17 protein-coding genes and 1 pseudogene are annotated in these 22,114 nt (G+C 64.8%); 6 read left to right on the plus strand and 12 right to left on the minus strand.

Annotated elements, in window-relative coordinates; all coding sequences use genetic code 11:
- Nucleotides 1-55: 55 nt before the first annotated feature.
- A complete protein-coding gene (locus tag F0311_RS06785; protein ID WP_150461152.1) occupies nt 56-463 on the minus strand; it encodes a VOC family protein in 408 nt (135 codons plus the stop codon).
- 74 nt (nt 464-537) lie between these two features.
- On the opposite strand from F0311_RS06785, the gene F0311_RS06790 reads away from it, so the two are divergent.
- Nucleotides 538-1,131 carry a TetR family transcriptional regulator gene (locus tag F0311_RS06790; RefSeq protein ID WP_150461153.1) on the plus strand — a complete coding sequence of 198 codons (594 nt, stop codon included), beginning with the start codon at nt 538-540 and terminating at the stop codon, nt 1,129-1,131.
- A gap of 210 nt (nt 1,132-1,341) precedes the next feature.
- Here F0311_RS06790 and F0311_RS06795 read toward each other — a convergent pair whose 3' ends face one another.
- Nucleotides 1,342-1,944, minus strand: coding sequence for a histidine phosphatase family protein (locus tag F0311_RS06795; RefSeq protein WP_150461154.1), 603 nt, complete (start codon nt 1,942-1,944; stop codon nt 1,342-1,344).
- A 63-nt stretch (nt 1,945-2,007) separates the two neighbouring features.
- Nucleotides 2,008-3,171 (minus strand): PEP/pyruvate-binding domain-containing protein, encoded by a 1,164-nt coding sequence (locus tag F0311_RS06800; RefSeq protein WP_150461155.1) that lies wholly within the window; start codon nt 3,169-3,171, stop codon nt 2,008-2,010.
- Between the two features lie 59 nt (nt 3,172-3,230).
- Between F0311_RS06800 and F0311_RS06805 the strand changes: the two genes are divergently transcribed.
- Together F0311_RS06805 and F0311_RS06810 are read left to right on the plus strand one after the other, a co-directional pair.
- Entirely contained in the window at nt 3,231-3,626 is a 396-nt protein-coding gene (locus F0311_RS06805; protein WP_150461156.1) for a DNA-binding protein, read from the plus strand.
- The gene (locus F0311_RS06810; RefSeq protein WP_150461157.1) at nt 3,623-4,273 is read left to right on the plus strand and encodes a helix-turn-helix domain-containing protein; all 651 of its coding nucleotides are present in this window, start codon (nt 3,623-3,625) and stop codon (nt 4,271-4,273) included. The genes F0311_RS06805 and F0311_RS06810 overlap by 4 nt, the downstream gene beginning before the upstream one ends.
- Nucleotides 4,274-4,334: 61 nt before the next feature.
- Here F0311_RS06810 and F0311_RS06815 read toward each other — a convergent pair whose 3' ends face one another.
- Both F0311_RS06815 and F0311_RS06820 read right to left on the minus strand, forming a co-directional pair.
- Nucleotides 4,335-5,030 carry a response regulator gene (locus tag F0311_RS06815; RefSeq protein WP_150461158.1) on the minus strand — a complete coding sequence of 232 codons (696 nt, stop codon included), beginning with the start codon at nt 5,028-5,030 and terminating at the stop codon, nt 4,335-4,337.
- Nucleotides 5,027-6,241 (minus strand): sensor histidine kinase, encoded by a 1,215-nt coding sequence (locus F0311_RS06820; protein WP_150461159.1) that lies wholly within the window; start codon nt 6,239-6,241, stop codon nt 5,027-5,029. The genes F0311_RS06815 and F0311_RS06820 overlap by 4 nt, the downstream gene beginning before the upstream one ends.
- A 129-nt stretch (nt 6,242-6,370) precedes the next feature.
- On the opposite strand from F0311_RS06820, the gene F0311_RS06825 reads away from it, so the two are divergent.
- On the plus strand, nt 6,371-7,210 hold the full coding sequence (locus F0311_RS06825; protein ID WP_191089777.1) for a GAP family protein: 840 nt from the start codon (nt 6,371-6,373) through the stop codon (nt 7,208-7,210).
- 111 nt (nt 7,211-7,321) lie between these two features.
- Nucleotides 7,322-8,068 (plus strand): FadR/GntR family transcriptional regulator, encoded by a 747-nt coding sequence (locus tag F0311_RS06830; RefSeq protein ID WP_223881185.1) that lies wholly within the window; start codon nt 7,322-7,324, stop codon nt 8,066-8,068.
- Here the strand turns inward: F0311_RS06830 and F0311_RS06835 are convergent.
- Genes F0311_RS06835 through F0311_RS06860 form a run of 6 tightly spaced genes read right to left on the minus strand, consistent with a single transcriptional unit; the run spans nt 8,031 to nt 15,771 of the window.
- Nucleotides 8,031-9,158, minus strand: coding sequence for an enterochelin esterase domain-containing protein (locus F0311_RS06835; RefSeq protein ID WP_150461162.1), 1,128 nt, complete (start codon nt 9,156-9,158; stop codon nt 8,031-8,033). The two genes, F0311_RS06830 and F0311_RS06835, sit on opposite strands and share 38 nt — an antisense overlap.
- A 35-nt stretch (nt 9,159-9,193) precedes the next feature.
- Nucleotides 9,194-10,225, minus strand: coding sequence for a FecCD family ABC transporter permease (locus F0311_RS06840; protein ID WP_150461163.1), 1,032 nt, complete (start codon nt 10,223-10,225; stop codon nt 9,194-9,196).
- A complete protein-coding gene (locus F0311_RS06845; protein ID WP_150461164.1) occupies nt 10,222-11,220 on the minus strand; it encodes a FecCD family ABC transporter permease in 999 nt (332 codons plus the stop codon). The genes F0311_RS06840 and F0311_RS06845 overlap by 4 nt, the downstream gene beginning before the upstream one ends.
- A complete protein-coding gene (locus F0311_RS06850; RefSeq protein WP_150461165.1) occupies nt 11,217-12,209 on the minus strand; it encodes a hypothetical protein in 993 nt (330 codons plus the stop codon). The genes F0311_RS06845 and F0311_RS06850 overlap by 4 nt, the downstream gene beginning before the upstream one ends.
- On the minus strand, nt 12,206-14,785 hold the full coding sequence (locus F0311_RS06855; RefSeq protein WP_150461166.1) for a hypothetical protein: 2,580 nt from the start codon (nt 14,783-14,785) through the stop codon (nt 12,206-12,208). Before F0311_RS06855 ends, F0311_RS06850 begins: the two co-directional genes overlap by 4 nt.
- Nucleotides 14,782-15,771, minus strand: a complete 990-nt coding sequence (locus F0311_RS06860) for an ABC transporter substrate-binding protein (protein WP_150461167.1) — start codon at nt 15,769-15,771, stop codon at nt 14,782-14,784. Before F0311_RS06860 ends, F0311_RS06855 begins: the two co-directional genes overlap by 4 nt.
- Before the next feature lie 159 nt (nt 15,772-15,930).
- On the opposite strand from F0311_RS06860, the gene F0311_RS06865 reads away from it, so the two are divergent.
- Nucleotides 15,931-19,041 carry a YncE family protein gene (locus F0311_RS06865; protein WP_150461168.1) on the plus strand — a complete coding sequence of 1,037 codons (3,111 nt, stop codon included), beginning with the start codon at nt 15,931-15,933 and terminating at the stop codon, nt 19,039-19,041.
- 120 nt (nt 19,042-19,161) lie between these two features.
- Here F0311_RS06865 and F0311_RS17975 read toward each other — a convergent pair.
- A pseudogene (locus tag F0311_RS17975) lies at nt 19,162-22,114 on the minus strand (hypothetical protein); the annotation flags it as partial.

Below are 22,114 nucleotides of genomic sequence, written 5' to 3' on the forward strand. Positions count from 1 at the left end.
GAGTGCCTGAACCTGGCGGATATTGGGTCCAGCGCGCTGCATCCCCGCAGACAGATCAACCGCCGGTGTATGAGTCTGCGTATTCGGCACTGGCCGGGATCGGCTGGATAACATCAAGCAGAACCCCGTCTGGTGCAGCGACGATGAAGTGCCGCTGACCAAAATCTTCGTCACGCAGAGTCAGGACCGGCTCCAATCCGGCCTCGCCGGTCAGACGGTGGTGGACCGCGTCAACGTCGTCGACTTCGAGGTTCACGATCACTCCGCGGGGTAGCGCCCGGTATCCCTCCGGTACCGTAGCGTGATCATGAGCCAGGATTGCCAGCTCGAACACGCCCAGGCGCAAGCTGACATACCAGTCGGTCTCGTAGACAGCCTCGAAGCCGAGCGCCTTCTGGTAGAAGGCCGCAGCGGTCTCGACATCACGTGACATGAGGACCGGATAGAAGCTGGTGACAGACATTGACCTCTCCTTTACATACACTGTGTATCTAACAAGAGCAGAATACATACTTTATGTACGTAAAGGAAGTGCTTATGCCTCGCGCCTCTGCGGCCGCTGCCGCTCAGACCGCCCTGCAGGTTCTCGACTCGGCCACTGATCTATTCGCCTCTCGTGGTTTCGCTGAGGTCTCACTCGACGATGTTGCCCAGGCTTCCGGTGTCACTCGGGGAGCGGTCTATCACCACTACCGGAACAAGACGGGACTGTTCCGCGCAGTCGCCGACCGGCTTCAGACATACGTCGCCGAAGTCGTCATCGAAGCGGCAGAGGAAGCCGGAACAGACCCGACTGATCAACTGAAAGCGGGGTCGCATGCGTTCCTTGATGCGATCACTGCTGCCCCGGTTGTGCGCATCCTGCTCATCGATGCCCCCTCGGTGATCGGCTGGCAGGAATGGCGCCGACTCGACGCAGAGAACTCAGCAGCACACCTGCGTGAGGCGCTCCGTGAGGTTGGCGTCTCTGAGGAGCTTCTCGACGCGATGACCGCACAGCTCTCCGGCGCGATGAACGAAGCCGCCCTGTGGACCGCGCAGCACGAAAACTCCCCGGCGGCTCGAGAGCAGTCACACGCAGCCCTGGACCGTCTCCTCGCGACGGTTTTCCGTGACAATCCAGCCGCATAATGACCCTCCGCCTGAGACCAGGAGCCTCTTACCATCGTCCTTGAACGGTGAGCCAGGATCGTCGCGAGAGAGCCTGGACAGTGCCCAGGAGTCAAGAAACACCAACCGCACCCAGTCATATACCACCGATCGACGGGGGTGTTCCCACCCTCACCGGCCAGCCTCGATCACGTACTCATGCACTCGAATCTCCTTACCTCTCAATCAGGTTCAGGGGCGCAGTGTCTTCGGAAACCCCGTCCACTGCAGGTCGGAGCGCAAGTGGCTCATCTCGTTGAACATGACGATGCTAGGTGGCAGTCCGGGTCGGTTCTCAATCACGGTCAGGGCGGCGTTGGCGCTGCTGAGTCCGAGCCACTGTACAGCCGGGGCGTCCAGAGCGTGGCGGATCAGCCATGCAATCGGGTAGGCGTGGGTGATGAGCACTTCGTGTACGTCGTCGTCGCCCTCGGGTGGCGTGGTGAATCTTGCGGTGAGGCTTTGGGCGATCCTGTGTCCCGTTTCGGCCTCGTCGGCGTCGTATCCGTCGAAGAACGGCACCCATGACAGCGGGGTCTCCTCCGGCTTCGGCACGTAGGGCACATGGTCGATCAGCTCGGCCGCTTCGCCTACAGGAGCGCTGCCGGTGAGGAAGATGTTGAGTTCCCGGGCGCTGTCAGCAGCTCTGGGCAGCGGCGAATGCCATACGGCATCTATCGGGATTTTGGCCAAGCGCTGACCGAGCAGGCGGGCTTGTTCGCGTCCGGTGTCGGTGAGGTTGCCGAATGCATCGGCGTCGCCGTGGCGGGCGATGTAGAGGTACCTAGTGGCCATGAGCGTGATAGGAGCACCCTGGCGATGCTCCTGCTCTCCTTTCTCCCGGGGCAAGGGTTTGGATTAGAGGACGCTGATGGTTCCGGCTGCTCCGTTCAGCGTGATCCGGGCGCCGTTCCTTATACGGGCAGTGGCACCGGTGACGCCTAGTACGGCGGGAATGCCGTATTCGCGGGCGACGATCGCGGCATGCGAGAGCGCGCCGCCGGTCTCGGTGACGACCCCGGAGGCAACGGCGAACAGGGGCGTCCATGCCGGATCGGTATAGGGGCAGACCACAATCTCGCCCCGGTGGACGGAGTCGAAGTCTGAGGGGCCACGCACGATCCTTGCCGCCGCGGTGACCGTTCCGTGGGAAGCAGCAGTGCCGCTCAGAGCCTCGACCGATTCGAGCGAGCTGGGAACCTTTCTGGCAGGAAGTGCCGCGGTGATGGGGCGTGCTTGCAGAATCCACATGGTGCCGCCTGCGACCGCCCACTCGACATCTTGAGGTCCGCTGAGCAGCCTCGCGATCCGATCTCCGAGGTCGGCCAGAGCCGTGACCGTGGCATCGTCCAGGACGCGAGCATATTGCTGATCTGGACTGACGGTGCTGGTGATGACACCGCCGCGCTCATGATCCAAGTCGATCCGTGTCCGCTTGCTGCCGACCGAGCAGCCGATGGTGCCGTCTGCTGCGACCTGGTAGGTGTCGGGCGTGATGGTTCCCCCCACTACCGACAAGCCCAAGCCCCAGGAGGCTTCGATCCGCGTCGACATTCCAGACTGCTGGGGCGTGAACATCACCCCCGAGACCTCAGCCTCGACCACCGGCTGCACGAGCACCGCCATCCCCGCTGCCGGAGGCGAGTCCTCAGTTCCCAGCCAAGTCCAGTAATCCACCACGTGTGCCGCTTGAGCTGACTCCCGACACGCCGTGATCGCCTGGCACACCTCAACTGTTCCTCGAACGCCGATGATGCTCTGGTACTGTCCCGCTGCCGAAGCGCCGGTGCCATCCTCGCTCGCCGCCGAGGAACGCACCGCCACCACCGGATCGCCCCACCGTGCAAGCTCACCGGCCACCGCATCGCGCAAGGAACTCTCGACCGCGGAGCCAGAGGGCCCGTAGTCATCGGGCACGACGAACCCGTCGGGCACCGGCAACCCTTCGTGCCGCAGCGCCCCAAGCATGGTCGCCTTGCTGCCCGCGTTGGCGCGGGTCACTTTGGAGAGGGGTAATAGCATCACACCATCCATCAACAAAATATTGACAATATTATGTTGATAGTAGCAGGATGGTCGGTATGGCACGCAAGTACGACCTCGAACGACCCGGCAGCTCCGACCACGCGCAGGGCCAGCGTGAGCGCGACGCCCAAGACCGGCTTCTCGATAAGGGCGCGGACCAGTTAGAACCGCGGCCGTGGCGACCTGAACCGATGCCGCCCTCGGCGGTCGATCTGACGCAGTACGCGCTTTGGTGTTCATCTGAGCTGACCCAGGATGAACTCTTAGGGGCGCTTTCGCTGCTCCCGGCAGCTCGCGCGGAGGTCGAGACCGTGGAGATCGGTCTACTCTTCGCAGCTCGAAACGACGGGCTGACCTGGGCGCAGATTGCTGAGGCAATGGGGTTCCGCTCCCCGCAGGCTTGCCAGCAGTACGTCAACCGGCTCAGCGCCAGGCAGGACAAGCGAGCATGATTCACCAATCCGTGCCGGAGCTGCTCGTGCTGCACGCAGTACGCCTGCTGGGATTCGCAGACAGTACGGCGGTTGCCGAACGTGCCGGGGTCAGCCATGTCGAGGCACTGCGAATGCTGAGTGAGGCTGAGCGTGCAGGCTGGGTACAGCATGTCGGATTCGCCGAACTCGACGGCTGGACGCTCACCGATTCGGGCAAGACGGAGAACGAGCGCCAGCTCGCGGCAGAACGCTTGTACGCCGACCCCCAAGGCGTGGTCGCTGCTGTCTACCGCGATTTCCGCCCCCTCAACGCTCGCCTGCTCCGCGCTGTCACCAACTGGCAAATCAGGCCAACCGCAACAGACCAGTTTGCTCCCAACGACCATACCGACCGCGCGTGGGATGGGCGCGTTCTCGAAGAACTCACAGCACTCGGTAGAGACCTCGCACCGTTGACCAAACGTCTTTCTGCCGTTCTGGCGAGATTCAACGACTACATTGCTCGGTATGAATCAGCACTGGACAAGGCCAAGTGCGGGGAACCCGACTGGATCGATAAGACCGACGTGGACTCCTGCCACCGAGTCTGGTTTCAACTCCATGAAGACCTCGTCGCCACTCTTAGTATCGACCGACGGAACGAGACACCACCATCGCGAGTCTGAGCATCAGGCTGCCGACAGCCCAGCCGACCCATATCCGGCGTTGATCCTCAAGGCATCGCTGTCATGGCACCAAACCAGTCTCGCGGGCGAGTACTGCGGCCTGCATGCGGGAGGTCAGGTGCAGCTTGGCCAGCAGGCTGGAGACATGCGACTTCACTGTGGCCTCACTGATGAACAGCTCTGCGGCGATCTGGGCGTTGCCCAGGCCTCGCCCCAAGGTGGCCAGTACTTCCTGTTCGCGCGGAGTGAGCTGGGCCAGACGCTTGTCGGGGACCGGCTGCTCCTCTGCCACCTGAGCGGATTCACCGCTGACGAAGGCGTCCAGCAATCTGCGGGTCACCCCAGCGGCGACCACGCCGTCCCCGGCGGCCACCCGCCGGATCGCAGCAATGAGGTCGCGGGGCTCTGCTGACTTCAGCAGGAACCCTGCCGCACCGGCGCGCAGAGCACCAAAGACCACCTCGTCAAGATCGAAAGTGGTCAGCATCAGCACCTCGGTGTCCGTCTCCGCAGTGATCCGACGCGTGGCGGCGATTCCATCAGTGCCCGGCATCCGCGCATCCATCAGCACCACATCGGGCCACAGGGCGCGCACCTGCTTCACCGCGGATTCACCGTCGGAGGCCTCACCGACCACCTCAATCCCCTCCGCGGTCTCCAGCAGCAGCCGCAGCCCCGTCCGCACACTGGAATGGTCATCAGCCAGCAGCACCGTAATCGGTGCGACTGCTGCGGCGAGTTTGTGCTCACTGCTCACTCTGTCCCCTCCTGCACTGTCACCCTGCTGCTGAGCGGAAGCTCAGCCTGGATCCGCCACCGTCCCTGATCCTCACCCGCAGAGACTCTGCCGCCGATGCTCTGAGCTCGCTCTTCCATTGCGATCAGCCCCGTCCCGGTTCCCTCCACCTCCGGCGTCACATCCTGACTGCGCAGTCCCGACTCCACGGTGAGCACCAGGTGCCGACGTACAGTGCGCAGCCGCACCACCGCCGGCCCGGCACCATGCCGATAGGCGTTGGTCAGGGCCTCCTGGAGGATGCGCAACAGCACGGTCCGCACAGCGAGGTCCAGGTCCTGGGGCGGCTCACCGTGACTCTCCACCTCGAGCCCCTGCCCGCGCGCCTGGGTGAGCACCTGCTCCCAGGTGGTGGCGGTGAGCAGTTCGGCCGCGGCGTCGTTGTTCTCCTGTCCCTGGCTGCGCAGGATCTGGACCATCTGGCGCAGCTGACCCATGGCGCTGACACTGGTCTCGCGGATTGTCTGCAGCGCCCGGCGGTCCCGCTCCGGATCCGGATCAGAGTTCAGCACCGCACCTGAGGTCAGGGCGATCGACGCCACTTGGGAGGAGACCACGTCGTGCAGCTCGCGGGCCATTCGGCGCCGCTCCTGTTCCACTGCGGCAACGCGTCTGCGCTCCTGCTCAGCCAGCAACTCAGCATGACGCTCCTGCTCCAGCCGCTGGCGGACCCGGTCCTCCACGAACGCCGGATAGCCGCGTCGCACCTCGGCCGCCCACCAGAGGGGGACCATCAGAACGGCGATGCTCAGCAGCAGCACATTGATCACAGACTGGGCTGTGCCCATCACTGCGGCGGTAAGGGTTAGAGCTGCAACCAGCCAGGTCAACGTTGTTTGTGCCACTCGGTTCTGACCGGCCCCGGCGCGAATTCCGTGGTTGTAGATGAGATCGGTCAGGCACAGGAGCAGTCCGATGCTGATGCCGAAGCTGAAGTCGGCGGCGACACATACCCCGCCGAGCAGCAGTGCGAGGGTGGGGCGGTGTACCTTCAGCAGCATGACCGCCCCCATGGCAGCCAGAGTGATCAGGTGCCACCAGGTCTGGGGCTGCCAGGGCAGGTGATCCCACCAGGGCAGGTCGGTGGGCCCGGCCCAGCCGGCGAGCACGGCCACCACTCCGAGCACAAGGTAGGCAGCGGTCTGCAGGTGGGCGCGGTGATTGCGGTGCACACCGCTATTCGACCACAGTCCTGCGCACTGAGTCCTCCGTCGAAGGTGGCAGATGCGGTGTTGCACGGCGAGGCGGTTTCCATCCTTTGGCCGATGCGCTGTGCCGCAGCCGGGCCTGAGGATCAGGGTATGACTGGACTGGATATGGCTGGACTGCTGACTGCAGGCAGCACAGATTTTGCCGCCGACTGGCTCGGCGATGACTTGGACGGCTCCTGGGCTCTGCTGGGGATTCTGACGGTGCTGGCGCTGATTGACTCCACCAGCTTCGGCACCCTGCTGATCCCGGTCTGGCTGCTGATGGCCCCCGGACGACTGCGGGCCGGACGCGTGATGGTCTATCTGGGTGTGGTGGCCGGCGCCTATGCGGTGATCGGTATGGTGCTGCTGGCGGGGCTGGTGCTCTTCGGCGATCAGCTGCTCTCCTGGTTCAGCGCTGCGAGCGAGTCTGAGCTCTTCCTCATCGGACAGGCGGCGCTGGCTGCGGGGCTGATCTGGTACAGCCTTCGGCTGGACCCCTGGACAGAGGCGGGGAAGGCGAAGAAACGTCAACGGGAGGCTGGGCGCAGTGCTGCGGACCGGGTGAGCCGGTTCCGCAGCCGGGCGGTGGGTGAGGGTGCTGGTGGCGGCCTCGGGCCTCTTCTGGCACTGGCCCTGGCCGCGGTGGGGCTGGAGATTGCCACCCTGATTCCATATTTGGCAGGTATCGGGCTGGTGGCTGCCACTGCCCCTGAGTTGCCGGGATCGGCGCTGATGATCCTGTTCTACTGTGCGGTGATGATAGCCCCAGCATTGGTGCTGCTTATGGGCAGAATGGTGGCTCATCGGTTGCTGGAGCGCCCCTTGGCCAGGCTGGAAGGCTTCCTGAGCCGGCACACCAACGGAACGATCGCGCTGATCCTGTTCCTGCTTGGCCTGTTCCTGGGTCTCAACGCTGTGGAGGGCCTGCAGAACTCCGGTCTATTTTGAGGTTGCTCACCGCTAGGAACATCGAGTCTGCTGTGAGGTGGTCTACCCCTTCATCTGGCACTCTAGACTGGACTGCATTCGTTCAGACAGCCCAAGGAGTTGATCGTGCCAATGCATCGGGGAGGCTCGGACATCGCCCGACGCGCCCATGATTACCTGCGGCGCAGGATCGCCTCAGGTGACTGGCCGGTGAACTCCCGTATACCCACTGAGGCCCAGCTGATGGAGGCTCTGGGGGTCGGCAAGTCCACGGTCCGTGAGGCTGTCCGGTCGCTGGTCAACCAGGGGATGCTGGAGACCATGCCCGGGATCGGCACCTTTGTCCGCTCCCGCATCCCGGTGAACTCGGTGCTGGCCGACTATGTGAGCTATTACCCGGTGGAAGAGGTACTGGGCTACCGGCGCGCCCTGGAGATTGAGGCGGCCCAGCTGGCTTCGGCCCACCGCGGCGAGGAACAGCTGCAGGCCCTGCGGACTGCATTGAGCATAGGAGAGGACGACGCCGCCGACTCCCCTGCCTACGTGGAACGCGGCCAGACTCCGGGGGAGTTCCATGTGCTGATCTTCGAAGCTGCCGGCAATGAGCTGATGACCGGGCTCTACGCTGGAGTGATGGCTGCACTGCGGCAGATCAAGAGTGCCGGGCAGATCGTACACGGGGTCTCTGCCGAACTACGCCATGAGGATCATCTGGCGCTCTACCGGGCAGTGGCAGAACAGGACGTGGCTGCAGCGGCACATGCCGCGGCCTTCCATGTGGACCGAGATCTGGTGCCGGAGGATCCGCAGCTGCGCGGGGAGCTCGCCCAGTTGCGCAGCCTCACTCGGGAGGAAGCAGCGCCGCGATTCCCTCGATGAGGCCTCCGCGCCAGCAGGCGTAATCGTGGCCGCCGTTGAATTCAACGTACTCCACCGCCACATACGCATCCTGCAGGGTCTGGGCAAGCTGCCGTACCTGACCCACCATGGCCCACTCCTGCCGGCCGACCTCCAGACGGATCCTGCCGACGCACTGACGCAGGACGGAGGCAAGGGCGCTGTCCTGGTCGGTCCACAACGAAGGTGACTGGGCCAGAGCTGCACCGATCCGCTCCGGATGCCGGGCAAGGGCCCAGAGTGCGGAGATCCCGCCCAAGCTGTGCCCAGTGGCTAAGGTGGAGGCAGGCCCCAGACCTGCGCCCAGCTGATGCTGGGCCCACGGCAGGATACCGGTGGCCAGCTCTGCCGAGGCGCCATCGCGGTGCCCCAGGTACTGCCATCGCTGGGCCTTGCTCCCGGAACTGACGAATAACACCCATGACGCAGGGATCACGCCAGCCTGGTGGGCTGCGTTGAGGCTGAGCTGCATCCGGTGGTGGTGCAGCCAGGTGTCCCCATCCAGAACCAGCACCAGTGGGGATCCCTCTCCCGGGGATCCCACCGGATGTGCCCAGACAGTCCTGGGGCCGCTGGAAGTGGGGATCCGGTGCTCGCTGGGTGTGGGGACGCCGTCGTCCTGGTGCTGCACAAGGCGGAAGGGCTGGGGCGGGGCATCAGAAAGTTCCACCACGGAGAAGAGCCGGCCGGTGGAGTTGGGACAGGTCAGCGGGTTGCGCGGGTCGGTATTGCCGGTGTCCAGCAGAGCACGCAGGCTTCGCTGGTCGGAGTCGTCCCGCCAAGGGGGCACCCCGCATCCGGTGTGCTGCAGGAACCCATAACTGGCCCGCCAGTCGGTCTCCATCCGGTAGCTGAGCCCCCAGAGGCCGTCGCCGAGGTATTCCATCTCACTGCAGCCGATGTTCCGTTCGTCGGTGAGCCGATTGGCGAACAACAGTACGCTGGTGGCCTGCCGTGACTCGCAGAGGAAGGTCACGGTGGCCGTGCCGGCGTGCTCCTCGGTGACCAAGGGCCAGGGGCGCGAGCGAAAATCGCGCGGCAGCCGTGGGACCGGGATACGTGGGACCGGCACTGGGCGGGGAATCTTGGGCGGGCGCTGGGCGGGGGTCAGAGCTTTCTCCTTTCGAGGGCGAGCAGACAGATGAGGTAGAGGCCACCTAGGGTGCCGGAGACTACCCCTACGGCCAGCTGGGTAGGTGCGAAGAGCCGCTGGGCGAGGATGTCGCTGCCGAGCACCAGGCAGGCGCCCATCAACGCGGCGGGCAGGAACCCAGCCTGGTTGGAGCGGGTGAGGCGGCGGGCCAGCTGCGGGGCGGCCAGCGCGATAAAAGCGATCGGACCGCAGGCTGCGGTGGCCACGGCGACCAGTGCCACCCCGCAGACCACCAGGATCAGCCGCTGCCGCTCAACCCTGACGCCGAGGCCGGCGGCGGTATCGTCGCCAAGGTTCATCACGGTCAGGACTCGGGCGCGCAGCAGCACGCCGGGCATCAGCAGGGCCAGGGCGGCGACCACCAGCAGCACCTGATGCCAGGTGGTGGCGTTGAGCGAGCCGGCCAGCCATTGGGCGGCGGTCTGCGCGGTAGTGAGTGCTGCTCGGGCCACCAGGAGAGTGTTCAGTGCACCGAGCATCAGTCCGATGCCAATGCCGACCAGTACTAGGCGTAGGCCGGATACCCCGCTCCGGTAGGCGAGCAGGTAGATCACCAACGCTGTGGTGAGACCGCCCAGCAGCGCTCCGGCCGCTGCTCCTGCGGGGCCGGTGTCGAAGATGATGATCTGGACTACCGCCCCGGTGGCCGAACCTGTGGTGAAGCCGATGATATCGGGACTGCCCAGCGGGTTCTGCGACAGTGCCTGAAAGATCTGCCCGGAGATGCCGAGGGCAGCGCCGACCAGCACGGCCAGCAGCACTCGGGGCAGACGCTGCTCACGTACGAAGAAGCCGGCCAGCTGATCCGTGGTGTCACCCAGGAGGTAGCCGATCACCTCTGAGACGGTCAACGGATAGTCGCCGAACAGCAGACCGGCCACACTCAGTGCGGCACAAACCAGCAGCATGGCAACGCCAACCAGCAGCGTCCGCCGCTCATACACCAGTGACCACCCGCGGGCGCGCAGAACGATATGGCCGCTCATACCGCTTCGATCCTGCGGCGGCGGACAATAGCGATGAAGACCGGGGCGCCGAAGAGCGCAGTGATGATGCCGGCCTGCACCTCCTGTGGGGTGATGATCACCCGCCCGAAGATATCCGCGGCCAGGAGCATGGCTGGGCCCAGCAGCAGGCACATCGGCACCGCCCAGCGCAGATCAGGGCCTACGGCCGCCCGCGCTAAGTAGGGGATGCCCAGGCCGACGAAGGCGATCGGCCCCACCGCGGCAGTGCCCGCACCGCACAGCAGGGTAACCGCCAAGAAGGTAAGTGCCCTGGTCCGTCTGATCCGAACACCCAGGGCAGCACCGGTCTCATCGCCCAGAGCCAACGCGTTCAACGTCGGTGCCAGTGCCAGCGCACACAGCGCTCCTGCTGCGATGAACGGTGCCACCACGGCAGTGATGTCCAGACCGCGCCCCTCCAGGGAGCCTGCTGTCCAGAACCGGAACTCATTGAACGCCTCCTGATTGGTGAGGATGATGGTCTGCACCAGGGCGCTCAGCGCTGCGGTGATCGCCACCCCAGCCAAGGCCAATCTGGCGGGGGTGGCGGACTGCCGCCCGACACTGCCCAGCAGATAGACGCCCACTGCCGCAGCTGCTGCACCGAGGAACGCGAACCAGAGATAGAACGTGATCGAGGCGATGCCGGTGATGGCTACCGCCATCACCACAGCCAATGAGGCCCCTGCGTTGATGCCCAGGATCCCCGGGTCCGCCAGTGGGTTGCGGGTCAGGGACTGCATGAGCACACCGGCAACTGCCAGGGCGGCGCCGACGACCACTGCAATCACCGTGCGCGGCACCCGCAGCTGCATGACGACAACGCCCTCAGTGGTCTCCTGGGGGTGCAGCAGCACCTGCCACACCTCAGTGAGCCCGATGCTGCGGGAGCCCACAGAGATGCTCAGCGCGCAAAGCAGCAGAGAACTGATCAGAGCGAAGGCCAGCCACAGTGTGCGACCGGCTGTGATCATGCGACTGTACGGCGCCGCCGCGCCATGGTCGCCACGATCATTCCGCTGGCAGCCAGCAGCACTATCAGCACCACTATGCCGATCCAGGGGAACCCGCCCGGACCCGTAGCGGCGGCTACAGTGCCATCCTGAGCGGCTTGGTCCGGTGACTCTGAGTCTGAGATGTCCCGCTGATTATCGGCTAGGAACTGTCTGGCCTCCTCAGCTGCCTGCTCAGCTGCGGCATCGTCCTCCTGGAGTCCATCTGCGAGATCCTCAGACTCATACTGGGACCAGTCCACGGTGATCACCTCACCGGCAGAGAGTCCCTCTCCGGTCTCTACCGGTCCCGTCTCGGCCCCGGGCTGGACAGAGTCTCCAGGCTGCTGCCCTGCGGGTGGCAGCACTGCGGTGTTGGTCTCAGGCTGTGCACGGTTGGAACCGCCGGTTTGGCTGTTCGTCGAATTGCTGTGGCCTGTTCCCGATCCTGAGCTGGTGGAGCTTTCGCCTGTGCTGGGTGATCCGGATGAGTTCTGCGAGCCGCTGTCGGTTGATCGGGAAGCTACCGTGAAGCTCTGTCCACGCAGTGTGTAGCCTTGGGTGCCGATAACATTGCCGCTGCCATCGCGCATTTCCTCAGAGGCGAGGAAGCGCAGCCAGTGCTGGCCCGGAGTGATGTCATGGGGCAGCACGATGGAGCCGCTGACCGTTCCTGAGGCCGGGATTGCCTGCTGATGGTAGACACAGGCACCGTGCACGGCCGCCTGAGAGCAGTTCAGCCCATCGTCGATCTTGATGTAGAGGGTTTCCCCGGCGGGGAAACCGTGCACGGTGAAGTTCAAAGTGTCCCCGGGGCGCAGTCCGGAGGTGGGGCTGGTGGTGGAAGCCGTGCCGGGAGTGTCCGGGCCGGCGCCATCGGGCGGGATCGCGTGGGCAGGCACAGCGGTGATCAGGACGGCGAGTATCAGGGCGGCCAGTCCAGCCCAGGTTCTGCGCAGTGCTGTTCTCACGGTATGGCTCCTTCAGCGACAGCGGATCGTCGGGTGGTGATGAGCATGGCCAGTGCCACGCCGAAGAGGGCACCAGCTCCCAGGGCGATCAGCACCCAGTCGGCATGACCCAGGAGCCCGCCTGAGGATGAGGCGGGGACTGCTTGGGGCTGCTGCGGCTCTGCCGGAGGCGTGTGCGGAAGCGCGACGGTCTCAGCGGCCGGCTCCTCGTCCTGTGGGCTGATCAGCTCAGCCCAGGCGATCAGTTCCCCCTCTCGGTCCTGGACTGAGAAGCTGTACTCCCCGGGCGGCATACCGGCCACCTCGAGCCGGACCCGGTGGTGATCGTCCACCTCGATCCAGCCCAGGGGCTGGGCACCGGGAAACAGGTGGAGGAAGACCCAGTCGCCGGGGGCAGTCTCGCCGAGCTCGAGGATAAGCTCAGTGTCCTCCAGCCAGACGGTGATCTCTCCGGTGTTCTCCTGGTTCAGGTCTGTCTCGCGTGGCGGTTCAGGCTGCTGGGCTGGAGCGCCTGGGGCCTGTTCCACTTCTGGGACCCAATACTGTTGATACTGGACCGGCTGGCCCCAGAGGCTGTAGCTGGAGTATTGCGGGTTCTGCACGAGCCCGCCCTGCTGGGCTCGGGGCTGGCTGCTATTGGCCGAATCGCCTCCGGTGCTGTGGTTGTTCGCTGTTTTCTCTGACCTTTGCGACTGCTGTGTGCCGTCTGTGCCCCTGTGGGACCCATCGCCGGTGACCTCAGGGGCCGGGCGCTGCTGGACAGTGGCGCCCGCCAGCCACTTCCAGCCCAGCAGCAGGCCCAGCTCGCCTTGGTTTCCGGAGAGTACGGCAAGCTTGGTCGAATCTTCAGGCAGCGGCATGGTGGTCTCCGCAAGCGGGGCACGCACCCGCTCACCCGCTACCTGGAACCAGGTGCCGCCCCACCAATAGCGGGGTGAGCCGTCCTCGGCGAAACCCATCAGGTAGATCCAGTCGCCGTCCTCAGCACCGGGAATGGCGACCTCGACGTACCGGGCGGAGCGGCTGATCCGGACTGCGCCCTGGGTCGAGTCGGTGAGGTGCTCGTGGTACTCAGGCGGCTCGGGAGGTGCCAGCGGTTGGTACTCGCCGATCACGAACTCCTCGGAGAGTATGGTCCGCGGGGCGTCGCCTGGCTTCAGCGAACCGGTGAGCAGCCGCAGTGTATGGGCTCCCTCCGGCAGTGCCGGCTCAGAAGTGGCTGCGGTGCCGTCGGGAAGGTCTATCTCGACGGTGAAGTCTCCGGTGGCCGGGTCAGCGTCGTCGACGATGTACCAGATGGTGCGGTTCTGGTGCAGGGAGTCGTCCAGCCTGGAGTAGGCGCCTTCATCGATCTTGATCGCGATAACCGAGGCGCCCCGGTTCGCCTCGGGGTGGCACCAGCCACTGCCGTGGACAGTCAGGGTCTCCCCGAAACCGACTGTCGGATTCCCAATCTCGAGGCTCGGCACCGCAGCAGCGGATTCACAGGTCGGTTCCTCCTCCATCCCGGTTTCGCCCTCGAAGGGCTCACCGCCGACCACCAGCGGCTGCGAGGTGACAGCCCGGGAGACGTCACCGTCCTGGAAGAGCCCGGACTGGAAGAGGACGCTCAGGTACTGGCCGGCAGCCAGATCCTCAGGTGCCGGCAGCTGGACCTCGAAGGATCCGTCGTTGCTGATCTGGAAGACGTACCGGTGGCTTTCGGGGTTCTCCGGAGCCAGCAGCGCCCAGATAGTGTCATCTCCCCCAGCTGAGGGATGAACGACGACGTCGCCCCCGGTCCTGGTGTACTGGGCTGTCTGCGACCGGTTCAGCTTCACAGCAATAGTGGAGCCGCTGGTGCCGGCCTGGTTGGTCCAGCCTTCACCCCTGATCCGAAGAGTCCCGCCCGCCTCAGTCCCGATATCGCGTTCGACGAAAGCCACCGCACCGGAGTCATGCACCACGGTGATGTGCGGCCACTCTGGGGCTCCGGGGTTGGCCGGCGGCTCGGGCTGCTCCCCCGGGTCACTGGGTTCGGGCTCGGCAGGCTCCGGTTCCTCCTTACCGGCCCCGTCCTCCCCGGTGATGGTGAACTCCACCGATGTGCTGCGGATGTGGTCGCCTGGGCGATAGGTGCCGGTGAGCACACGCAGCTCATGGGTGGAGCCGGGCTCCCAGGCCGGCACCTCAGTGCCGGCATTGGAGTTCTCCTCGGTGGGGAAGGGGATCACGGCCTCCCAGCTGCCCTCGGCGTCTGCCTCCACAATGGCGTGCAGGCGGGTATCTCCGTCCGGGGTGCCGGTCAGCGGATTGATCACCTCACGGGTGGTGTGCACGGTGTCCGGGTCTCCGGAGAAACGGGCGTCGAGCAGCACTATCATCACTGAGGGCTCTCCCTGGGGGGTGAGATAGCCGGTGCCGGAGATGCGAATATCCTCGCCATAGGCCACCTCGACCGGGCCGGTGAGCGCCGCCCCGCTGCCAAGAGTGTCCTCGACCTGCTGCTGGGCAGCGGCCGGGCCGGCTGCCACGAGGGAGAGGAGCAGTCCGGTGAGCAGTGCGGCGATCGGGCGCCGCGGTAGGAAAGTTCTCATTCCAGAAGTTCCTCCCGGACGTCTTCAATGATGCGAGTCATCAGCAACGGACCGCCTGTGGAGGTCCATGCGGAGCCGTCCACGGGGATGATGGTGCCCGCACGGTAGGCGGCGAGCTGGGTGAATCCCGGGGTGTCGACAGCCAGCTGGAGCGCGGAGGAAGCGTCGTCCACATTGGCGGATCCCCCTGCCTGCGGGTTGTCCACACTGGAGCCGCCGAGGGTTCCGAAGAACATGTAGTCGGCGTCAATCTCCTCCAGGTTCTCCAGGGAGACCGGATTGGAGTGGCCACGGCCGCGCATATCCTGGCTGGGCGGGCGCTGCAGCCCAAGGTCTTCGAGTGCGGCACCCGGAGGCAGCTCTTTGAGGATGGTGGCGGCCCCGCCGCCCTGCCAGCGGACGATGCTGAAGGTCTTATCCCCATACTGGGGTTCGAGTTCGGCGGCAATCTCCCCAGCCCGGGCCTCGTAGCCTGAAATGACCTTCTCGGCTTCATCTTCCATACCGAGGGCCGCGGCGGTGTGCCGGAAGTTCAGCTGCCAGTCCCCGCCGGCGTACCCGGTGTAGACCACCGGGGCGATGGCGCGCAGGGCAGTGATCACCTCCGGGTTGTTGTTCACACTGGTACCGTCCACCAGGATCAGATCAGGCTCCACGGCTCCGATGGCCTCGAAGTTCGGCTGGGCGACTCCACCCAATAAGGAGATGTCTCCAGCGTGTTCAGTCAAATAGGAGGGGACGGTGGACTGACCGCGGCCGGTGACTGTGCCGATCGGTTGCACGCCCAGAGCCAATGCTCCGTCCAGGGTGGGCTCGGAGAGTGTGACCACCCGCTGCGGAGTCTGAGGGACTTCAACCACGGTGCCTTCAACGTCCACCACGATGCGAGTTCCCTCGGCTGGGGGCGCTGAGGAATCTTCAGCGGAGGGGTCGGTGGTGCAGGCGGTCACCGCAAGCACCATCGCAAGCACAGCTATCCGCGTCATCCAGTCAATTAGAGAAGTTATCACTTCCTTTATTCTGTCATAAATCTAGAGAACAGATGAAGGTTAGGTTATGCTCACCAATAGCAGACCTACTGGGTCGCTTCTGCTCGCCCTCTGGCGCGCAGGTTCCTTACCCACCTTGAGAGAAAGAAGCTGTGCATGGACACGCTCACTGAAGCGCCCGCCACCGGGCGTCCGCGCCAGCAGCGAAGCCGGGGCTCCAGAGCCTTGGCTGCCGCGCTGAGCGCCACTCTCCTCTCCAGCGGACTGGTCGGCGTCATGGCGTCGGCCGCCCACGCGGAAGAGACGCAGACGGTCACCACCCCGGACGGTGCCACGCTGGTAGCACCCACTGAAGTCGAGTTCGGCGAGGAGATTGTGATCTCCGGCGAGGGCTGGTTCGCCAATGACGGGGAGTCGCCCAGCGTGGGTGCCGTCCTCCTCGACGCCCCGGCTCCCGGAGCCGTGAACACCACCCGTGACGTGACCAACCCGGTCACCGACGAGGTCACCCCGGACAAAAGGCTGCACGCCATCTTCGAGGCTGCCGAGGACGGCACCTGGGAGGTGAGCATCCCGTTCCCTGACCAGGAGAACTCTGACATCGCCGAGGGCTCCTGGGATGCTGAGACCGAGCACCTGGTCCGGGTGCTCTCCGGCTCACTCGGGGAAGACGATGTGATCCGCAACCCTGCCGCGGAGTTCACCATCGTGGCAGGCGAGGAGGCCGACGTCGTGGTCATCCCTGCTGAGCCCACCGCTGAGAACAACATCGTCACCATCCCAGAGACCCAGGGCGTGCTCTACACCGTCGCCGACGAGACGGTCACCGGCACTGTGGAGATCCCCGAGGACGGCACGGTTAACATCACCGCTGTGGCCGAGGAGGGCTACGAGCTCGACCCGGAGGCTGAGGCTTCCTGGAGCTTCGACTATGTTGCTCCCGATAACGGCGACGAGGACGCTGAGGAGCCGGTCCGGGTCTATAATGACGGTGCTGAGCTCTACGCGGAGACCACCGACTGGGAGTACGGCGAAACGCTGAACATCCGCGGCGAGCACTGGCAGACCGCCGAAGGCGAAGGTTCCACTATCGCTGTGCGGCTGGACGGAGACGGCGGACCGACCCCGGTAATCGCCCCCGACCATCCCGACGCCGCTGACCTGGGTGTATGGGAGATCATCTACGCCGATGAAGACGGCAGCTTTGACATGGACCTGGACTTCCCCACCCCCTACAACTCGGATCTGGAGGAGCCCTACCAGGCCGGTGACGAGATCGACATCATCCTGCTTACCGGTTCCCTGGGCGACAACGACATCGCCCGCGGCGGCACCGCCCTGACCGCCACCGTCACCGGTGAGGTGCCCGACCTCATCGCCTCCGACCTGGACTATGAGGTGGACCGGCTGCCCACCGGGGTGAACAACGGCTACCAGCTGGCACTGGACGAGGTCGGCCGGCAGGTCTACCTCACCGACACCTTCTGGTACCAGTCCAATTTCGAGGGCGGAGAGTACACTGCGCTGCGCGAGTCAAGCACCAAGCTGGTCCAGTTCGACGTCGAGTCCCGTGAGCTGGTGGGCAACCACGACTTCACCGGCCTGACCCCCAATGATGGTTCCGGTACCGACGCTGATCCCTTCGACTACCAGGCCAACCCCGGTGTCGAGAGCTACTCCTCGATGCGTACCCACTTCGGCCCCTACGGAGTGGCATTCGAGCCCTCCACCGGATCACTGATCACCACCACTGCCCGCCAGCAGAGCCAGCTGGACGAGTACGGCTTCGGCGGCGGCGTGGTGCTCTACTCCGCAGACCAGGGCGCTCCGACCGACGGGGACCGGATCTGGGAGTACCAGGACGGCACCCCCGTACTTGATGGCCCGCGGCGCATTTCCACCGACTCCACCAATCAGTTGGCTTTTGTGACCAACCTCGGTGAGGGTCGCTTCGCCCGCGAGGCCAACCCCGAGGCCCGCGACGGCTACGTCACCGTGCTCGACACCACCCAGCGCGGTCTGGACGCGGTGGTCGCTCAGGTGCCGCTGCCGAAGATCGACGACTACGCTGTCGGTGCCCTGGACGTGGAGGTCGATGAGACCAATGGTGTGGTCTACGTCGGCACCATCGGAGGCGGCCAGGGATCAGTGTGGAGCTTCGAGATCTCCGACATCACCCTGTCTGACCCCAAGGAGACCTCCCGCTGGGAGTCCCTGGAGCAGAACAGCGGCATCGCCGCTCTCTTCGGCTACGCCGGTGACAACAACCGCCCCACCTTCGACCCGGTGGACCAGCGGCTCTACGTCTCCAGCTTCCCGGAGAACACCATCACCGTCTTTGACGCCGACCCGAAATCCAGCGCTTACGGCGAGGTTCTGGAGATCATCGAGACCGGTGCCACCAACTCGGTGGCGGTCGACGGCGAGCGCGGTCTGTTCTATTCAGCCAACCTCGGTGACCGCGAGGTGATCGTCTATGACACGGACGAGTTCGAACCGCAGCTGGTGCTGCCGACCTCCGGCAACGCCATCAACATAGGCATCGACCCGGTCAGCCGCGACCTGTGGGTCTCCAACTTCTCGAATGCGGGCATCGTGGACGTCTTCAGCATCGAGGGCGACGACTTCGATGGCGGTCCGGTGGATCCGCCGACACCGGTGGACCCCGATGAGCCTGGGCCAAGTCCTGAGCCCACCGAGCCGGAGCCGACCGACGGCGCCACGCCGCCCACCGATGATGAGGACGAGGAACCGACTCCGTCACCGACCCCGAGCGACGACGCCTCCACCCCGCCGTCTGATGATGAGGATGACGACGCCGAGGAACCGGCTTCAGCCGAGGTCTCGCTGAGCATCGCTGAAGTAGAACCCGGCGATGAGGTCTCCTTCGAGGCCAGCGGCTTCGAGGCCGGCGAGCAGATCACGGTCACGCTGAATCCGACACTGGGCAGCTTCGAGGCTGACGCCGAGGGCACCGCTTCCGGCACTGTCACCATCCCGGAGGATGTTGAGCCCGGTGAGTACGAGTTCACCGTCACCGGAGATGACAGCGATATCAGCGGCAGCGCGACACTGACTGTGCTGGCTGCCGATGCCGGACCCGCCGGCGATGATAGCGACGATGCCGATGACACCGAGCAGCAGCCCGGCGACCTGGCCCAGACCGGTGCCACCATCGGTCTGGTCGGTCTCGGCGCTCTGGTAATGCTCACCATCGGATTCGGCGTGTTGTCCATGGTCCGCCGCCGCAGCAGCTTCGAGGCCTGATCCCTCGGAGAGAGGAACCGGTGTGGCCGGCACCGAAGAATGCCGGCCACACCTGTCACAACTTAATACCGAGCACACCTGTGCGGGCTGCCCATGTTTGACCGGGCAGTCCGCACGCATTCAGCGCACACGGACCGCCTCAGGCACCGGGCGCAACCTGAACCAGGCCCAGATCGCGATTGAGGCGATCCCGAAGGCTCCGAAGGCCACGGACCACACCAGGGTCTGCCGCGATGCTTCGATCCAGCTCTCTGGCAGGGGTGCGACGACCAGGACGAACGCCGCCACCGAGGCCATAGTGAGCCCCGCCCACACGCCTTTGGACCAGACGAAGACATCGTGTCCGATGAGGAACCGCATCGGCAGCATCGTCACCAGGGTGGAACCGATACCGCCAATGGTGAGGGTGGTCAGGATCTCGCGCAGCAGTTGCGTGAAGAAGCCCTCAGCCGCCGGGTCAATCGCTGCATAGGCGAACCAGGCCAACAGTCCGAGGGCGAGGAACCCGGCACCGGCCACGGCGGCAACTGTGCCCTGCTGGGCACGATTGAGTGTGCCCAGGACAACGACTGTGACCAGCAGGCCGAACAGGATGCCCGGTTGTAGATCAAACACGCGGGAGACCGCGACGCTCGCCGCAGCCAGGAGCAAGAAGCCGGGCATGGCCCTGATGCGGGTGGCGATCCGGTACCGCCCATAGACCACGCTCCAGGACAACAGTGCCGAGGCGGCGTTCATAATGATCACAGAGGCCAGCACCGCCAGATACAGGCGGAGAAGGACCGAGGGGCTCGCCGGATCGGTTTCGGCCAGAACACCAAGAACCGCCCCCGAGACCATCAGCGCGATGAGTCCCAGATGCCGGTTGGGAACCCGCCGAAGCCGCGAAACCCACCGGGTCCACAGACGTCCCAGACCGGCGGCCCAACCGAAGGCACGGTTATAGTTGCTCCTCAGCGTCGAGTACAGCAGCTCCGAGGGCAGCGCCGCGAGCAGCGTGAAGATGAGAGCGAGCGCGGCGGCCGTCACCGCATTCCGTACTGGGTGGTCCAGGAGGTCGGCCGGCGACCGGAGACTCTGCCCATACGTTGTCGCCTCGGCCCCGAGGACCGGATCCAGGGCAGGCTCCGCAACAGAGCCAGACCCCTCAACAGAGCCAGCCTCCCGAGTAGAGTCGGGGGTCGAACTCGGGTCAGGGCTGGTATCAGAGCCAGGCCCGGGATCGGGACTCGGGCTCGGATCGGCGGAAGGAGTTTGAGGCGAAGTAGGGGTTGCGGTCGGACTCGGAACCGGGATGAGGTCAGCCCCCTCCACAGAGCCAGCCTCCAGATCTGGGTCGGGGGAAGGACTCAGCGTCAGCTCATCACTCGGAGTCGGCGTCGCTGTCGGCTCCTCCGTCGGCGTTGCGGTGGGTGTCGGTTCCTCACTTGGCGCCGGAGACTCTGTCGGAGTGGGTGTAGGAGTCGCGGTCGGACTCGGTGTCGGGGTCGACGTTGGGGACGGCGTCGGCTCATCAGTCGGAGTCGGCGTGGGAGATCCGGTCGGAGTCGCAGTGGGCGTCGGCTCTTCTGCTGCGACGACCTCGAAGGTGGCCGAGGTGTCCTCATACCCGGGTGCGCTCAGTACCACTGTGTGTTCACGCAGCTCGGTGTCTTCAGGGATCTCCCAGGTGAAGGCCACCGCACCGGTTTCATCAGCGGTCTCGGTGCCGATATCCAAGGGATCGGAGTACATGGTGGCGCTGACCTCAACCCCCGGGGCATACCCGCTGGAAGAGGCTTCTTGGGTCCCGCCGGTGGGGACTTGGTCAGAGCCGGGAATGACCCCCTCCGGCACCAGGAGCTCTTCCTCCGGGGCGGCCACCTCCACCACCGCAGTGCCGGTGACACCACGGTAGCTGACCGTGATAGTCCGCTCACCTTCGCTGGCGAGGATCACTTCAGAACCAACGACGACGTCGCCCTCCACTGAGGATGCCAGGTCAGCATATTGAGCCGCCTCACCGAGTACGGCACCCTCAGCATCAAGTGCTTCAACACTGACTGTGATGACGTCGTCGACCTCAGCCTCAGTTGGGGCATCAACCACCAGAGAGTCAACCGCGCTGGTGATCTGCACCTCCACGGTAGCGATGATGTCCTCATCATCCTCAACCGGGTAGGTGAACGTCAGTTCCCGGTCAGTCAGGGCTTCAGGGGTGAAGGCGAAACTCACCTCGTTGCCAGCAACCTGGTCCTCTTCCACCGAGGAGGTGATGAGCACATCTTCGGTAACATCGCCCAAGCTGTTGCCGTCAGCGTCGAAGGCCTCCACGGTGAACGCACCGGTTGCAGTCTCCATCACCTGCTCAGCTCCAACGATCGTGATGGACTCCGGTGCCCCAGGTTCCGCTGTCACTGTAACCACGGCGGTGTCTTCAAGACCGCGGTAAATGGCGGTCAGCTCGCGCTGGCCAGCACCGATAAAGGTGATCTCAGCGCCATCGGTGTCATCGGCCTCCTCCTCAGAGATGATGGTGGCATAGTCACTCACATCGCCCAGCGGCTCGCCTTCATCGTCCAGGGCAGTGATCTGAACATCGTGGGTCTCTCCGTCGCCGACAGAGGTTGGAGCATCCAACTCAATGTCCTCCACCGCACTGGAGACCTCCACATCCACAGTGGCGGTGATGTCCTCATCACCCTCCACCGGATAGACGAACGTCAGCACCCGGTCAACCAGTTCCTCAGGGGTGAAGACGAAAGTCACCTCGATAGCGTCCCCATCCTGGTTCAGCTCCACCTGATCACCGATAACATCAGAGACCACATCCACCTGACCAGTGACATCACTGATCAGGTTGTCGTGCTCATCGGTCAGCTCCACGGTATAGGTGACCGTCTCAGCCTCAGTGGCTTCAGTCGGCCCCTCGACAACCAGGGAGTCCGCCTCGTCGGGCATCACAGACACCTCAGCAGAAGCACTCTGACCACGATACTCAGCAGTGACCTCACGTTCCCCGATACCGACCACAGTGAGCTCACCCTCAGTGATCTCATCAGAATCCACAGAGGAAGTAATACCGGCATAATCA

This window comes from Nesterenkonia ebinurensis, assembly GCF_008711175.1.
GTDB lineage: Bacteria > Actinomycetota > Actinomycetes > Actinomycetales > Micrococcaceae > Nesterenkonia > Nesterenkonia ebinurensis.